Source organism: Modicisalibacter xianhensis, assembly GCF_900113605.1.
GTDB lineage: Bacteria > Pseudomonadota > Gammaproteobacteria > Pseudomonadales > Halomonadaceae > Modicisalibacter > Modicisalibacter xianhensis.
Map to the genome: position 1 here is coordinate 75,242 of NZ_FOPY01000006.1, position 15,429 is coordinate 90,670.

The 15,429-nt window shown below is 65.2% G+C and carries 14 protein-coding genes and 1 other RNA gene; 10 read left to right on the plus strand and 5 right to left on the minus strand.

Translation table 11 applies throughout. The features are described from left to right. Positions 1–8: 8 nt before the first annotated feature. A complete protein-coding gene (locus BM194_RS08335; protein WP_092845651.1) occupies positions 9–734 on the minus strand; it encodes a 3-deoxy-D-manno-octulosonic acid kinase in 726 nt (241 codons plus the stop codon). Here BM194_RS08335 and BM194_RS08340 point away from each other — a divergent pair. The 5 genes from BM194_RS08340 (at position 733) to BM194_RS08360 (ending at position 6,696) form a co-directional block, all read left to right on the plus strand. Beyond that, the gene (locus tag BM194_RS08340; protein WP_092845653.1) at positions 733–1,836 is read left to right on the plus strand and encodes a glycosyltransferase family 9 protein; all 1,104 of its coding nucleotides are present in this window, start codon (positions 733–735) and stop codon (positions 1,834–1,836) included. The genes BM194_RS08335 and BM194_RS08340 overlap by 2 nt on opposite strands. Continuing rightward, positions 1,826–3,256: a bifunctional D-glycero-beta-D-manno-heptose-7-phosphate kinase/D-glycero-beta-D-manno-heptose 1-phosphate adenylyltransferase HldE gene (gene hldE / locus BM194_RS08345; protein ID WP_092845655.1), complete on the plus strand. Its 1,431-nt coding sequence runs from the start codon at positions 1,826–1,828 to the stop codon at positions 3,254–3,256. Before BM194_RS08340 ends, hldE begins: the two co-directional genes overlap by 11 nt. Continuing rightward, a complete protein-coding gene (gene waaA, locus BM194_RS08350; protein ID WP_092846011.1) occupies positions 3,246–4,574 on the plus strand; it encodes a lipid IV(A) 3-deoxy-D-manno-octulosonic acid transferase in 1,329 nt (442 codons plus the stop codon). Before hldE ends, waaA begins: the two co-directional genes overlap by 11 nt. Positions 4,575–4,596: 22 nt before the next feature. Beyond that, complete coding sequence (locus BM194_RS08355; RefSeq protein ID WP_092845657.1) at positions 4,597–5,538, plus strand: glycosyl transferase family 90; 942 nt, start codon at positions 4,597–4,599, stop codon at positions 5,536–5,538. Between the two features lie 159 nt (positions 5,539–5,697). Next, positions 5,698–6,696, plus strand: a complete 999-nt coding sequence (locus BM194_RS08360) for a 2-hydroxyacid dehydrogenase (protein ID WP_092845659.1) — start codon at positions 5,698–5,700, stop codon at positions 6,694–6,696. Between the two features lie 3 nt (positions 6,697–6,699). Here the strand turns inward: BM194_RS08360 and rpiA are convergent, their stop codons facing one another. Next, positions 6,700–7,371, minus strand: a complete 672-nt coding sequence (rpiA, locus tag BM194_RS08365) for a ribose-5-phosphate isomerase RpiA (protein WP_092845661.1) — start codon at positions 7,369–7,371, stop codon at positions 6,700–6,702. A 60-nt stretch (positions 7,372–7,431) separates the two neighbouring features. On the opposite strand from rpiA, the gene ilvA reads away from it, so the two are divergent. Next, positions 7,432–9,045 (plus strand): threonine ammonia-lyase, biosynthetic, encoded by a 1,614-nt coding sequence (ilvA, locus tag BM194_RS08370; RefSeq protein ID WP_092845663.1) that lies wholly within the window; start codon positions 7,432–7,434, stop codon positions 9,043–9,045. A 464-nt stretch (positions 9,046–9,509) separates the two neighbouring features. Here the strand turns inward: ilvA and BM194_RS08375 are convergent, their stop codons facing one another. The 3 genes from BM194_RS08375 to BM194_RS08385 form a co-directional block, all read right to left on the minus strand. After that, positions 9,510–10,154, minus strand: a complete 645-nt coding sequence (locus BM194_RS08375) for a 5-formyltetrahydrofolate cyclo-ligase (protein WP_218155384.1) — start codon at positions 10,152–10,154, stop codon at positions 9,510–9,512. Positions 10,155–10,219: 65 nt separating this feature from the next. Then, positions 10,220–10,404: non-coding RNA, 6S RNA (gene ssrS, locus BM194_RS08380), on the minus strand. Between the two features lie 51 nt (positions 10,405–10,455). Beyond that, entirely contained in the window at positions 10,456–10,770 is a 315-nt protein-coding gene (locus tag BM194_RS08385; RefSeq protein WP_092845665.1) for a cell division protein ZapA, read from the minus strand. A gap of 187 nt (positions 10,771–10,957) precedes the next feature. Between BM194_RS08385 and BM194_RS08390 the strand changes: the two genes are divergently transcribed. The 4 genes from BM194_RS08390 to BM194_RS08405 all read left to right on the plus strand — a co-directional run bounded on the left by BM194_RS08390 (position 10,958) and on the right by BM194_RS08405 (position 15,412). Further along, a complete protein-coding gene (locus tag BM194_RS08390) occupies positions 10,958–11,539 on the plus strand; it encodes a UPF0149 family protein (protein WP_092845667.1) in 582 nt (193 codons plus the stop codon). A 9-nt stretch (positions 11,540–11,548) separates the two neighbouring features. After that, positions 11,549–12,886, plus strand: coding sequence for a Xaa-Pro aminopeptidase (gene pepP / locus BM194_RS08395; RefSeq protein ID WP_092845669.1), 1,338 nt, complete (start codon positions 11,549–11,551; stop codon positions 12,884–12,886). A gap of 72 nt (positions 12,887–12,958) precedes the next feature. Continuing rightward, a complete protein-coding gene (gene ubiH, locus BM194_RS08400; RefSeq protein WP_092845671.1) occupies positions 12,959–14,164 on the plus strand; it encodes a 2-octaprenyl-6-methoxyphenyl hydroxylase in 1,206 nt (401 codons plus the stop codon). Positions 14,165–14,176: 12 nt separating this feature from the next. Next, complete coding sequence (locus tag BM194_RS08405) at positions 14,177–15,412, plus strand: UbiH/UbiF/VisC/COQ6 family ubiquinone biosynthesis hydroxylase (protein ID WP_092845673.1); 1,236 nt, start codon at positions 14,177–14,179, stop codon at positions 15,410–15,412. Positions 15,413–15,429 lie beyond the last annotated feature (17 nt).

Genomic DNA, 15,429 nt, shown 5'->3' on the forward strand with positions numbered 1-15,429 from the left:
GTGTCTCGTTACTGGACGTCATAGCCTCGGCGTATCTGGCGCAGCCTGGCCTTGCCTTGGCCAGGGACAAATCGCTCCACTGAACGTTGCAGCCGCTTGAGGTTGGCCTCCTGCCAGTTGCCTGGAGCGCGCAGGCGACAGCGATCGAGATCGATCAGCCAGACGCGCTCGTCGGGAGTGACCAGCAGGTTGCGCACGTTGAGGTCGACGTGATCGAGCCCCGCCTCATGAAAGCGCCGCACCGTTTCGCCAACCCGGGCCAGCAATGCCTCGTCGGCTTCCGGCAGTACGTCAGCCAGCGACCGGGCGCCCATCAGGCGCTCGGTCAGCAGGCCGGCCTGGTAGGTCAGGCCATGTCGCCACACGCAGCCAGCCACCGGGGTGGGGACCGGCAGGCCTCGCTCGTGCAGCGCCGCATTCAGGCGCATTTCACGAAAGGCCCGGGTGCGTTCGAGGCCGGTCCACACGTAGCGGGTCTCGCTGATACGCGCGGCGAAACCGCCGCGTAGATAGGTACGCAATACCCATTGCGCGTCGCTTGGCACCACCGCGCTGGCAGAGATGAACAGGCTGGCGCCACGCCCCGGTGCCTGGCCGGTCACGGCATCGCGGGCCTGCCAGAAGGCGGGGGTGAACCAGGCGGGCGTGATTTGTGGCGCGGCCATGGCGTCACATAGAATGCCGGCATCATATAGAATGAAAGCTTTTCCCGTCTGGAGCGTAGCCAACCGCATGAAGCGTCCTCTGCCCGAGCGCCCCGCACATATTTGCGTGTTGCGGCTTTCCGCACTGGGCGATGTCTGCAATCTGGTGCCCACCGTGCGCGCCCTGCAGCGCCAGTGGCCCGAAGCCCGTCTTACCTGGATCGTCGGCAAGGGCGAGCACAGTCTACTTTCTGGCCTGTCCGGGGTCGAGTTCGTGGTCTATGACAAGGCCTCCGGCCTGACCGGCATGCGCGAGATCTGGCGTCAGCTCGCCGATACGCACTTCGATGTCCTGCTGCACATGCAGCAGGCCCTGCGCGCCAGCGTGCTGTCGCTGGGGCTCAAGGCCAAGGTCCGGGTCGGTTACGACAAGGCTCGCGCCAAGGATTGGCAGCATCGCTTTACCCACCGCCAGCTCGACCCGCACCCCCGCGCCCACGTCCTCGAGTCATTCATGGACTTTGCCCGACTGTTGGGCGTCGATCCGGCCTATACCGACCATCTCGAGTGGAACCTGCCGGTGCCCGAGGCGGCCATGGCCGAGGCGGCACGGCTGAGCGGTGACGCGCCCTACGTGCTGATGAGCCCGTGTGCCAATCCGCGCCTGCGCAACTTCCGCAACTGGTCGCCGGAGGGCTACGCCACCGTCACTGAGCATCTCTGGGCCCAGCATGGCTTGAAGACGCTGCTGACCGGCGGCGGCAGTGCCCAGGAGCGCGAGATGGGCGAGCGCATTCGTGCCCTGGCCCCCGACGAGGCGGTGATCGACGCCATCGGCGCCAGCTCGCTGAAGGGACTGCTGGCGCTGATTGCCCGGGCGCGCCTGGTAATCGCTCCCGATTCGGGACCGGTGCACATGGCCAATGCCCTAAGGACGCCTACCGTGGGGCTCTATGCCACCACCAATCCCGACCGCGCCGCGCCCTACCTGTGGCGAGAGTATGTGGTAAATCGCTATCCCGATGCGGTGCGCGCCTACCTGCACAAGGACCCCGAGACCATCACCTGGGGCGAGCGGGTGCGTCATCCCGATGCCATGTCTTTGATCCGTGCCGAGGATGTCATCGCCCAGGCCGAGGCGCTGCTGGCGCTTCCTCGCACCGCCACGTCGGAGCCTACGAATGAAGCTTGATCTTACCGCCCTGGAACAGGCCCGCCTGCTGATCGTCGGCGACGTCATGCTCGACCGCTACTGGCACGGCGGCACGTCGCGCATCTCACCGGAGGCGCCGGTACCGGTGGTACACGTCGGCGAGTCCGAGGATCGTCCCGGCGGGGCGGCCAACGTCGCGCTCAACATCGCCTCGCTGGGCGGGCATGCCGCATTGGCCGGCCTGGTCGGCAACGACGACAATGCCAACCTGCTCTCGCAGCGCCTGGAAACGTCAGGTGTGAGTGCTCACTTTCAGTACAGTGACGCCATTCCCACGATCACCAAGCTGCGCGTGATGAGCCGCAACCAGCAGCTGATCCGTCTTGATTTCGAACAGAAGCTCGGCGATGTCGATACCACCGAGCTATTGGGCAAGGTCGAGGCGGCACTGCCCGATAGCGACGTGGTGATCCTTTCCGATTACGGCAAGGGCACGCTCAATCGCGTCGAGTCGCTGATCGCGATGGCCCGCGCCGCCGGCAAGCGTGTACTGGTCGACCCCAAGGGCAGCGATTTCAGCCGCTATCGCGGTGCCAGCGTGATCACCCCCAACCTCAGCGAGTTCGAGACCGTGGTCGGCCATTGCCGCGACGACGACGAGCTGGCGGCCAAGGGCGAACGGCTGCGCGCCGAACTCGATCTCGAGGCGTTGCTGGTCACCCGCAGCGAGAAGGGCATGACCCTGATCCGCGAGGGCCATGCGCCGCTGCACCTGCCGACCCACGCCCGCGAAGTGTTCGACGTCACCGGGGCCGGCGACACGGTGATTGGCGTGCTCGGCCTGGCCCTGGCGGCGGGCCATGCCTATCCGGAGGCGATGACCCTGGCCAATCTCGCCGCCGGGTTGGTGGTCGCCAAGCCGGGCACGGCGACGCTCTCCGTCGCCGAGCTCTACACCGCCCTGCATGGCGACAAGCTGGCGGAATTCGGCGTGATCGCCGAGCCGGCGCTGGTCGAGGCGGGGCGTGCCGCCCAGGCGCGCGGCGAACGCGTGGTGATGACCAATGGCTGTTTCGACATTCTGCATGCCGGCCATGTCGCCTACCTCGAACAGGCCAAGCGCCTGGGTGACCGGCTGATCGTGGCGGTCAACGACGACGCCTCCATCTCGCGCCTTAAGGGGCCGCAGCGGCCCATCAACCCGCTGGCACGACGTATGCAGGTGCTGGCCGGGCTGGGCGCCGTGGACTGGGTGGTGGCCTTCGGCGAGGACACCCCGGCGCGCCTGATCGAGGCGGTGTTGCCCGATGTACTGGTCAAGGGCGGCGACTACAAGCCCGAGGAGATCGCCGGTGGCGAGGCGGTCATTGCCAACGGTGGCGAGGTCAAGGTGCTGGGCTTCGAGGACGGTGTATCCACCACGGCCATGATCTCGACCATCCTTGATCGTGAACGCTGAGCGCCGCGTGTCGTCGGCACCGCCCAAGGGCTGGGCTCGCTGGCTCTACAGCGGCGCGCTTTACACGCTATCGCCGCTGATATGGCGGCGGGTCTGGCGTGAGCAGGTACCCACTCACCCGCGTCTTGAACGGCTTGGCCATGTGCCGGAGTCGAATGATCCCACCCTCTGGCTACATGCCGCCTCGGTGGGCGAGGTGATCGCCGCCCGGCCATTGATCGAGGCGCTGCGGCGTCGTTATCCCGCGCACCAACTCGTCGTGACCACCATGACAGCGACCGGCGCCGAGCGTGTCGAGGCGCTGTTCAAGGGCGAAGTGACTCATCACTTCGTGCCGCTGGACTTCCCCGGGGCTGCGCGGCGCTTCGTGCATACGCTTGCTCCCGAACTGGCGATCTTCTTCGAGACCGAACTGTGGCCCAACCTGCTCGAGGCCTGCCATCGCCGGGGCGTGCCGGTGGCGGTGGTCAACGGCCGATTGTCGGCACGCGCCATGCGTGGTTACCGGCGACTCGGGGCGCTGATGGCTAATGCCCTGGCCAAGGTCGACTGGCTGGCAGCAAAATCCAGCGAGGATGCCGAGCGCTTTCGCGAACTGGGCATGCCCGGGGAACGGCTCGACGTGGTGGGATCGCTCAAGTTCGATATCGACGCCGATGATCGGATGTCTGGAGAAAGTGAGCACTTACGTGCATCATTCGGCCCGCGGCCGGTATGGACCGCGGCGTCGACCCACCCCGGCGAGGACGAGCAGGTGCTGATGGCGCATCGTCGCGTTCGTGAGCGCTATCCCGATGCCCTGCTGATTCTGGTGCCGCGACATCCCCAGCGCTTCGACGACGTGGCCGAGTTGTGCCGGGAACGGGGCGAGACTCTGGCGCGCCGCTCGCGCAGCGAGCCCGTACAGGACAAGACGACGGTCTACCTGGGCGATACCATGGGCGAGCTGATGCGCCTTTATGGAACTACCGATGTGGCTTTCGTCGGGGGCAGCCTGGTGCCGGTCGGCGGACATAACCTGCTCGAGCCGGCCATCCTGGGCGTACCGGTGCTGAGTGGCCCCGAGCTGGCCAATTTCAGCGATGTCGCCGAGGTGCTGCGTAGCGCCGATGCGCTGGTGGACGTCGCCGATGCCGAGGCCCTCGGCGAGGCGGTCAGTGCCCTGCTAGCGGCACCGGACGAGCGTCGTCGTCGGGGTGAGGCTGCCAAGGCAGCGGTCATGGCCCAGCGTGGTGCGCTGGCGCGCACGCTGGCCGGCCTGGCGAAGTTGCTGCCAGGCGACGCCGAGACGCCATTGCCGGATGGGGTGAACCATTAGGTAGCGCCTGGAAGAGTCCACCATGAATCTGTTCCACAAGAGCCGTAAGCTTCGCTATTACTCCGCCGGTCTGCTCACGCTGCTGGCGCCGGATCGCCTCTTTCGCTATCGCCTGGAACGGATACTGGCCGGCTACCGCGGCCAGGCGCTGGATGACGTCCTCGACCGGGTCGAGTACTACAACAAATGCCAGTCGCCTTTCACGCTCGACGTTCGTGCCCAGCGTGTCGCCGATTTCCGCTATGAGCGACGCGGTACGTACTATCTGGACACCAAGAGCGTGGTACGCCATTTCGATCCGGAATGCCGCTTTGCATACCGTTTCGGCGATGTTACCCGGGTGCCCGAGGTGCCCACCTTCGTCAAGAGCCGGCCCATTGACGGCGATAACGCCAACGCCGTGCTGCTCAAGCTCAACCAGATCCGTCATTATAATTTCGTCGACGACCCCCAGCCCTTCGAACGCAAGCGCACGGCAGTGGTCTGGCGTGGCAAGTGCTTTCACGACCAGCGCCGCGCGGTTATCCAGCGCCTGCACGACACGCCGGGCATGGATATCGGCCAGACCGACCCCAAGCGCAAGGCCCAGGCCGACTATCGCCCTTTCATGGCGATACGCGATCAACTGAATTACAAGTTCGTGCTGAGCCTGGAGGGCAAGGACGTCGCCACCAACCTCAAGTGGATAATGGCGTCGAATTCGCTGTGCTTCATGCCCCGGCCGCGCTTCGAGACCTGGTTCATGGAAGGCCGCCTGGAGCCCTGGCGGCATTACGTGCCGCTGCGGGACGATTGCGCCGACATCGAGGAGAAGATGGATTACTACGCCACGCACACCGACGAAGCGCTGGAGATCATCGCCAATGCCCAGCGCCACGTGGCACAGTTCAAGGATCGCCAGCGCGAACGGCTGGTCTCGCTGCTGGTGGCCAGGAAGTATTTCGAACTGTCGGGCCAGCTCTAAGCTCTGTCTGAAAAACCGGTGAGCAATGGCCAGACAAGGCAAAAATTCGCGAAAAAGCGGAGTTTACGCGGTGTAAATGAGCATTTTGAGCCGATTTTTAACGCCGTGTGGGCGAGCGCAGCCATTTCTCAGACAAAGCGTAAACAAGCGAGGTGTTCCATGCACGTGACGGTCTATAGCGCCCAGCCCTACGATCGGCAGTATCTCGAGGAGGTGCGCGCTGCCCACTTCGCCGAGGCCGGTATCGAGTGGCGGTTCCAGGCCGCGACACTGAATGCCGGGACCGTGGCGCTGGCGCAGGACAGCGAGGCGGTGTGCGTATTCGTCAACGATGTGCTGGACGCCGGAGTGCTCGAGGCGCTGGCCCGCGAAGGTGTCAAGGCGGTAGTGCTGCGTTGTGCCGGCTACAACAACGTCGACCTCGATGCCGCGAAGCGCCTGGGTCTGTTCGTCGCCCGGGTACCGGCTTACTCGCCGGAGGCCGTCGCCGAACATGCCATGGCGCTGATCATGACGCTGAATCGCAAGACTCACCGTGCTTTCAACCGCGTGCGCGAGGGCAATTTCTCCCTCGACGGCCTGCTCGGCAGCACGCTGCACGGCAAGACCGCCGGGGTGGTCGGTGCCGGACGCATCGGGTTGGTCATGGCCAGGCTGCTGCAGGGCTTCGGTTGCCGGGTGCTGGGCTACGACCCGTTTCCCAACCCGGCCTTCGACACCTTGGGCGAGCGTGTCGATCTCGATACGCTGCTGGCGCAGGCCGACATCGTCTCGCTGCACTGTCCATTGACCGAAGACACCTATCACCTGATCAATGCCCCGGCCCTGGCGAAAATGAAGCCTGGCGCAATGCTGGTGAATACCTCGCGCGGCGCGCTGATCGACACCCAGGCGGTCATCGAGGCGCTCAAGTCGCGCCAGTTGAGCGCACTGGCCATCGACGTCTACGAGCAGGAAAGCGAGCTGTTCTTCCACGACCACTCGGCGGAGATCATCGACGACGACGTCTTCGCCCGGCTGATGACGTTTCCCAACGTGCTGGTCACCGGGCATCAGGGCTTCTTCACGGTCGAGGCGCTGCGCGAGATCGCCGAGGTCACCTGCAGCAACCTGGTTGCCTACCGACAGGGCGAAAGCGGGCCCAATCGCCTGACCTAGGCGTCAGGCTGTGATGCGCTCCACGCCACGCTCGGTACCCAGCAGCAGCACGTCGGCGCCACGCGCGGCGAACAGGCCGTTGGTGACCACGCCGACGATATTGTTGAGGTCGGCTTCGGTACGTTGCGGATCCTCGATCAGGAAGTCGTAGCAGTCGAGGATCTGGTTGCCGTTGTCAGTGACCACGCCTTCGCGATAGACCGGCGTGATGCCGCGCTTGACCAGCTCGCGAGCCACGTACGAGCGCGCCATGGGAATCACCTCGATGGGCAGCGGGAACCCTCCCAGCACCTCGACGCGCTTGGAGGCATCGGCGATGCACACGAAGCGTTCGGCGCAGGCCGCGACGATCTTCTCGCGGGTCAGCGCGGCGCCACCGCCCTTGATCATCTCCAGGCGTGGATTGATCTCGTCGGCACCGTCCACGTAGACCGGCACACTGCCGACGTGGTTGAGCTCGAAGACATCGATGCCCTGGGCCTTGAGGCGTTCGGCGGTGGCCTGGGAACTCGCCACGGCGCCCTTGAAGTCATGGCGCAACGCGCCCAGCAGGTCGATGAAGTGATTGGCCGTGGAGCCGGTGCCCACGCCGATCACCGTATCGTTGCCCAGCAGGGGCTTGATTTCGTCGATGGCGGCGGCAGCGACTGCACGCTTGAGTTCGTCCTGGGTCATAGATGGCTCGTGGCTGAATGGCAAAGATGCCATTATAGGCGAGCCCATCGCCCCGATTGAATGGTGTCTGGCCAAGACGCTGGACGCCGGGGCGCCGCCTTTGCTACCAATAGGGGTTTTTCCCAGCCCCGGTCCCGCGCGATCTCTCAGGACACCAGGATGCTCGAAGACACCGTCAAGAAGATACTCCAGGCCCGCGTTTACGAAGCCGCCCACGAAACGCCGATTTCCCCGGCCCCCTTCCTTTCCCGCCGTCTCAACAACCAGATCCTGATCAAGCGCGAGGACCTGCAGCCGGTCTACTCCTTCAAGGTGCGTGGCGCCTACAACAAGATGGCCATGCTCTCCGAGGAGCAGAAGGCCAAGGGCGTGATTGCGGCCTCGGCGGGCAACCACGCCCAGGGGCTGGCCCTGTCGGCGAAGAAGCTCGGCGTCAAGGCGGTGATCGTGATGCCGCGCATCACCCCGGACATCAAGGTCCAGGCGGTGCGTGCCCGTGGCGCCAAGGTCGTGCTGCGCGGCGATGCCTTCAGCGAGGCGCTGGCTCATGCGCTGGAGCTGATCGAGGAGCATGGCTACACCTACATTCCGCCGTTCGACGACATCGACGTGGTGGCCGGCCAGGGCACGGTGGGCATGGAGATCCTGCGGCAGCAGACCGGGCGCCTCGATGCGATCTTCGTGCCGGTGGGCGGCGGTGGGTTGATCGCCGGCGTGGCTGCCTACGTCAAGTACCTGCGGCCCGAGGTCAAGGTGATTGGCGTCGAGGCCGAGGATAGCGCTTGCCTGAAGGCTGCGCTCGACGCCGGCGAGCGCGTGGTTCTCGATCAGGTCGGCGTGTTCGCTGAGGGGGTGGCCGTGGCGCAGATCGGCGAGGTGCCGTTCTCCATTGCCCGCGACCTGATCGACGACGTGATCACCGTCAACACCGACGAGATGTGCGCGGCGGTCAAGGACATCTTCGAGGACACGCGTGCCGTGTCGGAGACCTCCGGCGCGCTGTCGCTGGCCGGGCTCAAGAAGTACATCCAGCAGACCGGTGCCGAAGGCGAGACACTGCTGTGCATCAACTCCGGAGCGAACACCAACTTCGATCGTCTGCAGCACATCGCCGAGCGCACCGAACTCGGCGAGCAGCGCGAAGCGATCCTGGCGGTGACCATTCCCGAGCGGCCGGGTAGCTTCAAGAAGTTCTGTCGTACCATCGGCAAGCGCATGGTGACCGAGTTCAACTACCGCTATGCCGACCCCGAGGATGCCCACATTTTCGTCGGCGTGCAGGTCAAGCCGGGGGGCGACGACCGCGCCGAGCTGATCCGCAAGCTGCGCGAAGCCGGCTACCCGGTCGAGGACCTGACCGACAACGAACTCGCCAAGCTGCACATCCGCCATCTCGGTGGCGGGCGTCCCAAGGAGCACTTCGAGGAGCAGGTCTACCGCTTCGAATTCCCCGAGCGCCCCGGGGCGCTGATGAACTTCCTCACCCACCTGCCGGCCGACTGGAACATCTCGTTGTTCCACTACCGCAATCACGGCGCAGCCTATGGTCGCGTGCTGGTCGGCATGCAGGTACCCAACGGTGATCGCGGCCATGTCGAGGAGTACTTCGACCGGATCGGCTATCGCTACTGGAAGGAAACCGACAACGCCGCCTATCGCCTGTTCATGGCCTGAAACAAAACGTGATGTCATGTGCCGGGAACTTTTCAGGAAGTTGCATTTCTTACCCGAAAGTTTTCCCGGCCTCTGCCGATAAGTCTTTCAAGAGGGTAAACAACGAAGTTAGTAACCGTTCGCTTACATTGAAAGCGCCGTGTGGCCTGGGCTGGCGTTGAAGCAATCGTTAATTAACCAGTTGTCATTCTTTTTGCGTAGCCCTATAGTCGCCCCTGTTATCTGGGGTAGTTATAACAACGACTTTTCACGGAGCGGTTAATGAAGCGCAAGCCCGATCTGGTCATGGCACTGGTACTGATTTTCGGTCTGGGTGTGGTGGCAACCGGTTATGCTCAAACCTTTGTCGGCACCTGAGCGGTGTCCGTCTCGCGATACGCCAGCGTGTCACGAGTCAGGTTGAACGATACGATTCCGAACCGGCAGGCAACGCAAGTTGCCTGCCGGTTCTCGTTATGGAGGGCTCATCCTCGGTCGGGACGGACAACGCGGGCATCGCTGACAATGGCATCGAGCGGGACATCCCACGATGCAATGGGCAGGCGCTCGACACGCTGGCAATCGTGAGCCACGCCGATCAGGCGAGGCCGTGGTCGACGATGACGCACGAAGGCGAAGCTGCGGTCGTAGAAGCCGCCGCCCATGCCCATCCGATTGCCGGCATCATCGAAGCCGACCAGCGGGAGCAGCACCAGGTCCAGTGCCCAGGGCGGCAATTGCCGGGCGCGGTGGGCACCATGGCGGGTATGCGGCTCGCGAATGCCGAAGCGGTTGGCCACCATGGGCGTGTCTTCGTGATAGTGCACGAACCACAGCCGGTTGTCGGACAGGGGGCGAAGCACTGGCAGGTAGACCTTGGCGCCACGACGTTTCAGCCAGGGCAGCAGCACGGTAACGTCGATCTCGCCGTCGTTGGGCAGATAGATGGCGATACGCCGGGCGCGTTGGACTTCCGGCAGGCTACGTAGACGTTTGCCAAGTGCGTCGGCGGCCTGCCGGCGCTGCAGCGGTGACAGGGCTCGGCGGCGCTGGCGCAGTTCGCGTCGCAAGGCCTTGCGACGCTGAGGCTGAGACAGGCTGTCGGTAAGGGAATCTTCGATGAAATCCACGGCTGACCGGCAAGACGTTGAGGCGGAAAATCTGCCCTGAAAGCCGATTTCCCGTCATGGGATAAGAGTTCCCCAGAGTGCCGTTGTCGCTCTGGCCCTTGAACCCACTGGTTCAAGGTGGGTGGCCGCAGGCAGACCGTCAGGCTTTCCGTCGCACGGACATGCACACGGGCCTGCCTAGCTATTGGCCCCCTGGGTACTGCGCATAGGCTCGAGGGACTTCAGCGACTGGCGCACACCCCAGGGAACGCCTTCATCCTAACAGAGCCCCGGGATTGTGGCCAAAGTTATGTGTCGCGCCTCACGATGTCGCCTCGCGCGAGCCGGGCAAGCCAATGAGCGCCTGGCCGAGTCGCTCGTTGAGCCGGGCCAGGTTCTCTTCGTCGGCACGGTGCTCGTCCTGGCTGCGGATCAGTTCGTGAGCGATATTGAGGGCGGCCATGATGGCGACCTTTTCCGAATCCAGCACCTTGCCGCGGGAATGGATGCCGTGCATGGCACGATCCAGGTAGCGCGCGGCCCGCTCCAACTGGGGGCGCTCCTCGGGTGGGCAGGCGATGACGTAGTTGCGACCCAGCAGGGTGATCTCCGTCGTCGATCGTTTGTCATCGCTCATGGCTGACTCCTGGACAGGGGTGGGCCAAGGACGGGCCCGATACGGTAAGATGCAGACAGTTCCGGCCACTATAGAGAGGCGGTATAGGCCGGTCAATGCAGCCTCGCGCCGCCGCATTCCGGCTCGAGGGCATTGCCGAGAATAACGCCTCGGTCGTCCCATACCTTTCCACGCGTCACGGATAACCATGCCGATCATCAACGACCAGCACGATTTCTCATCCATCGCCAACGTTTTCCTGGTACACGGCAGCCTGCAGTCGCCGGCTTTTCTCGACGGCCGACTGGCCGCTGGCCTGGCATTGCATGACTTGCCTGCCGAGGCCTGGCTCGAAGAGGTCTGCGCCGCCATGGGCGTCGAGCAGCCCAAGGACCGCGATCAGGGCGAGGTTCTGCTGGGCTGGCGCCGCCAGGTACTCGATGCACTGTCCGCCGCCGAGCTCAACTACGAGCCGCTGCTGCCCGACGACATGTTCTCGCTGGCCGAGCGCGCCCGCGGGCTGCGCGAATGGACCCTGGGCTTTCTCGAGGTCGTCGGCGAGGTGAGTGCCGAGACCCGCGACGCCTGGTCGGCCAACCTGCGCGAGGCCATCGAGGATCTCGAGGTGCTAGCCGGGATCGACGACCTGGCCCTGGAAGACGATGCCGAGAACGAGAACGACCTGTTCGCCCTGACCGAGCACGCGCGCATGGCGGCCATGCTGCTGTACACCGAGCAGCATCCGGGGCGCCCGCAGGTGGAACAGGTCGACGACGAACCCCAGCAATGAGGAACGTAAATGCCACATGACATCCTGCCGCGCCCCGCGGCCATCGGTCTGGACGAATACCGAGGCCGTCGCCAGGCCCTGATGGCAGCCTTGCCAGCGCGCAGTGCCGTGTTGCTGCCGGCAGCCACCCTGGCTACGCGCAGCAACGACAGCGAATATGCCTTTCGCCAGGACAGTGATTTCCATTACCTGACGGGCTTTCCCGAGCCGGAGGCGCTGCTGGTGCTGCTGCCCGGCCGCGAAGCAGGCGAGAGCGTGCTGTTCTGCCAGGACAAGGACCCCACCAAGGAGGCCTGGACCGGCATTCGCATCGGGGCCGAGGGCGCCGTGGCACGCTTCGGTATCGATCAGGCGTTCGAGAATGCCGAGCGCGACGAGCGGTTGAGTGAACTGCTGGATGGCCGCGAAGCGCTCTACCTGCCGCTGGACGACGAGGCGGCGGTTGCGCTGGGCGAAGCGGTGCGGCGCGAGCTTGGCACCAGGGTGCGCCAGGGCGCCGAGGCCCCCCGGGCATTGTGTGACGTAACGCATCTCATCCATGAGCGGCGTCTGGTCAAGAGCGAGGCCGAGTTGTCGCTGATGCGCCATGCCGCCGAAATTTCCGCACGGGCGCACCTGCGCGCCATGCGTACCTGCCAACCAGGACTGCACGAATACCATCTCCAGGCCGAACTGGAGCACGAATTTTTGTGGCAGGGCGGGCAGGCGCCGGCCTACAGCACCATCGTCGGCGGCGGCGCCAATGCCTGCGTGCTGCACTACATCGAAAATGCCGACTCGCTACGCGATGGTGACCTGGTGCTGATCGATGCCGGCGCCGAGTTCGACCTCTATGCCGGTGACATTACCCGGACCTTTCCGGTCAATGGTTACTTCACGCCCGAGCAGCGGCGCGTCTACGAGATCGTGCTGGCTGCCCAGGAGCGTGCCGTGGAGGCCGTGGCGCCGGGCGTCACGCTGGGCGAGATTCACCAAGGCGTGGTGAACGACCTGACGGCAGGGCTGATCGAGCTGGGACTGCTCGAGGGGAGCGTGGAGGAGCGTGTCACGGATGAGAGCTATCGCCGCTTCTATCTTCACTCGACCTCGCACTGGCTGGGACTCGATGTCCACGATGTCGGGGGTTATCGCCGCAATGGCGAGCCCCGGTTGCTGACGCCGGGCATGGTGCTCACCGTGGAGCCAGGTCTCTACCTGCCCGAGGACGAGGACATTCCCGAAGCACTGCGGGGCATCGGCATTCGCATCGAGGATGACGTGGCAGTCACTGATGAGGGGCACGAGGTACTGACATCGGCCGTGCCCAAGCGCGTGGACGATATCGAAGCACTGATGGCGAAAATTTGATCAGCGTCGACAGCAGGAAATCAGCCAATACGTAATTTACGTAATAGGGATAATGGCTATGCGAGGTGGGACATGAATCACTCCGAGCGCGTGGATATCGCCATCATCGGGGGCGGCCTGGTCGGAGCCAGCCTGGGCTGTGCGCTGGCGCCGCTGATCCGGCGACACGGATTGCGGGTCGCCGTCATCGAGGCCAATGCCCTGCCTGCGGACGGCATGCAGGGTTACCAACCCAGTTTCGACGCCCGCGCCAGTGCCATCGCGCAGGGTTCGCGGCGGCACTTCCAGACGCTGGGGGTTTGGGATGCGCTGACGCGGGAGGCCCAGCCCATCGAGACGATTCATGTCAGCGAGCGTGGGCGCCTGGGGGTGACGCGACTGACGGCAGACGAGCTGGGTGTCGATGCGCTGGGCTACGTCCTCCCCAATGCCTGGATGGGGCGCGTGCTGCATGACCGCCTGACGGATATCGATCTCGACTGGCACTGCCCGGCGCGGGTCGAAGATATCGCGGCCTCGCCGCAAGGCTATCGTTTGCGCCTGTCCGATGGCAGTGAGCTGCATGCCGGGCTGACGGTACTGGCTGATGGCGGGCGTTCCGGGCTCAAGGAGCGCCTGGGCATCGCCAGCCACGAAGCGCCCTACGACCAGGCGGCACTGATTACTACGCTCGAGGTCAGCCAACCGCATCGTGGCGTGGCATTCGAGCGCTTCACGGCCGAGGGCCCCCTGGCCTTGCTGCCCTTGACCGGCAATCGGATGGAGCTGATCTGGACGCACGCCGCCGGGGAGGAGCATGCAACATTGGCACTCAGCGACGGTGATTTCCTGGCCAGGCTGCAGCGTGCCTTCGGCGAGCGCGCCGGGCGTTTCCGGCGCGTCGGGCGCCGCCATGTCTATCCGCTGTCGCTGGTTACCGCCGAGGAAAGCGTTCGTCCCGGCCTGGCCGTGCTGGGCAATGCCGCGCATGCCCTGCATCCTGTGGCGGGACAGGGATTCAACCTGGCGCTGCGTGGTGTGATGGACCTGGTGGCTGCAATCGATGCCGGCATCGCGTCGGGACAGCCGCCGGGCGACATGAGCGTCATGCACGCGTTCGAGGCCCGCCGTGCCCTCGACCGGCGCAACGTCATCCGCTTCAGCGACGGCCTGATTCGTCTGTTCGGAGTGTCGCATCCGTTACTGTCGCATGTGCGGGCGGCGGGGCTGGTGGGGTTGAATCTGGCAGGACCTGTCCGCCGGGCCTTTGCCCGGCGGGCCATGGGTCTGGAGAGGTAAAAGGGAGTAGCCATGAACGAATCGCAGGCAGAATCGGAAGTGATCGTCGTCGGTGGCGGCCTGGTGGGGGCGGCGCTGGCATGCCTGCTGGGCGAGGCCGGGGTGACGGTGACGGTGCTCGATGCACGCCCCGGGCCGCTGGATGGCGAGGCGGTGGGGCGTGGCCAACCAGCGCAGCGGGTCAGTGCGGTGACACCGGTCAGCCAGCGGCTGCTGACCCGGCTCGGGGCCTGGCCGGCCATGGCGGCACGCCGGGTGACGCCGTATACCGGCATGCAGGTGTGGGATGCCGAGGGCAATGGCGAGATCAGCTTCGATGCCGACCAGGCCGGGACCGACGTGCTCGGGCATATCGTCGAGAATGACGTCATGCTGGCGGCGCTGGAAGCGCGCCTGGCCAGGCTTCCCAGTGTGACGCAGGTATTCGGGGCACGGCTGGACGTAATGCAGACCACGGCCGTGGGGCGGCGCCTGATGCTGGCTGACGGACGGCGCTATTTTACACCGTTGGCGGTGGCGGCCGACGGGGCCCGCTCACAGGTACGCGAGCTGGCCGGCATCGACGTGTCGGCCCGCGAGACTGGCCATGCCGCCCTGGTGACCACCGTGCGCACCGGGCGGGGGCACGGTGGCGTGGCCCGACAGGTATTCCTGGCCAGTGGTCCCCTGGCCTTCCTGCCGCTGAGCGTGGCCGGCGACGATCACTATTGCTCGATCGTGTGGTCGACGTCGCCGGATGAGGCGGCACGACTGTGCGCGCTGCCGCGTGACGCTCTGGGGCGCGAGATGGCTGCCGCCTTCGAGCAGCGTCTGGGCACGGTGGAGCCCATCGACGATGCCGTGCATATCCCGCTGACCCAGCGCCATGCCGGACACTACGTCGAGCCAGGGCTGGCCCTGGTGGGCGATGCGGCGCACAGCATCCATCCGCTGGCCGGCCAGGGCGTGAATCTGGGCTTCATGGATGCGGCGGTACTGGCAGAGGAACTGATCGAGGCCCGGCGCCGGGGTGCCGAGCTGGGCGACATACGCATCCTGTCGCGCTACGCGCGCCGTCGGCGGGGTGACAATGCGTCCATGCTGGCGCTGATGGACGGCTTTCGGCTGTTGTTCGGATCGGAAAACCCGGCACTGCGCCTGGCACGCAATATCGGACTGTCCGGCGTCGATCGCCTGGAGCCGGTCAAGCGGTTGCTGATGCGCCAGGCGATCGGTGAACGAGGGCGGCTCCCAGCCTCATGTCGCTAGTCACTGCGGCCCGCCGG